A 667-nucleotide genomic window follows, 5' to 3' on the forward strand; every position below is an offset into this window, starting at 1 on the left:
TGCCTTGTTACGCTATGTATTCACGCAACAATAACTGCTTATGCAGTTGGGTTTCCCCATTCGGAAATCCCAGACTCAAGTGGCTTTTACTGCCTAATCTGGGCTTATCGCAAGTTAATACGTCCTTCATCGCCTCTGACTGCCAAGGCATCCACCGTGTACGCTTAGTCACTTAACCATACAACCCCAAAGAGTTTCGCGGAGCGAATCTTGAGGATGTTGTTTAAACAACCAAAGTTGTCTGCCATTATTTAAACATGATGCAGACTCGATTTTGCCGGACTCAAATTCCAAGAACACTTGAATGTGTTGTATTGGTGTTTGTCATAAAGACAAACATTGAGAACTTTACAAACAACAATAAATTGTTGTTTTGTCAGCTTTCCAAATTGTTAAAGAGCTAGTTTTTTAGCTAATAAAAGCTTTCGAAACCATTTTTAAGAACACTTAAGTAAATGTGCTTAAAAATGGTGGGCGATACCGGGCTCGAACCAGTGACCCCCTGCTTGTAAGGCAGGTGCTCTCCCAACTGAGCTAATCGCCCATATTAGTTTTACTTCTTATAGGAAGAAGATTTCAAGATGGTGGAGCTATGCGGGATCGAACCGCAGACCTCCTGCGTGCAAGGCAGGCGCTCTCCCAGCTGAGCTATAGCCCCAGCTTGAAA

General features: G+C 43.2%; 2 tRNA genes and 1 rRNA gene. All 3 read right to left on the reverse strand.

Going from position 1 to position 667, the window contains the following annotated elements:
• A 23S ribosomal RNA gene (locus VNE01S_RS18770) occupies nt 1–178 on the reverse strand; the annotation flags it as partial.
• 290 nt (nt 179–468) lie between these two features.
• A tRNA-Val gene (locus VNE01S_RS18775) sits at nt 469–544 on the reverse strand.
• Nucleotides 545–582: 38 nt separating this feature from the next.
• Nucleotides 583–658, reverse strand: a tRNA-Ala gene (locus VNE01S_RS18780).
• Between the last annotated feature and the right edge of the window lie 9 nt (nt 659–667).

The organism is Vibrio nereis NBRC 15637 (genome assembly GCF_001591105.1).
GTDB classification, from domain to species: Bacteria; Pseudomonadota; Gammaproteobacteria; order Enterobacterales; family Vibrionaceae; genus Vibrio; species Vibrio nereis.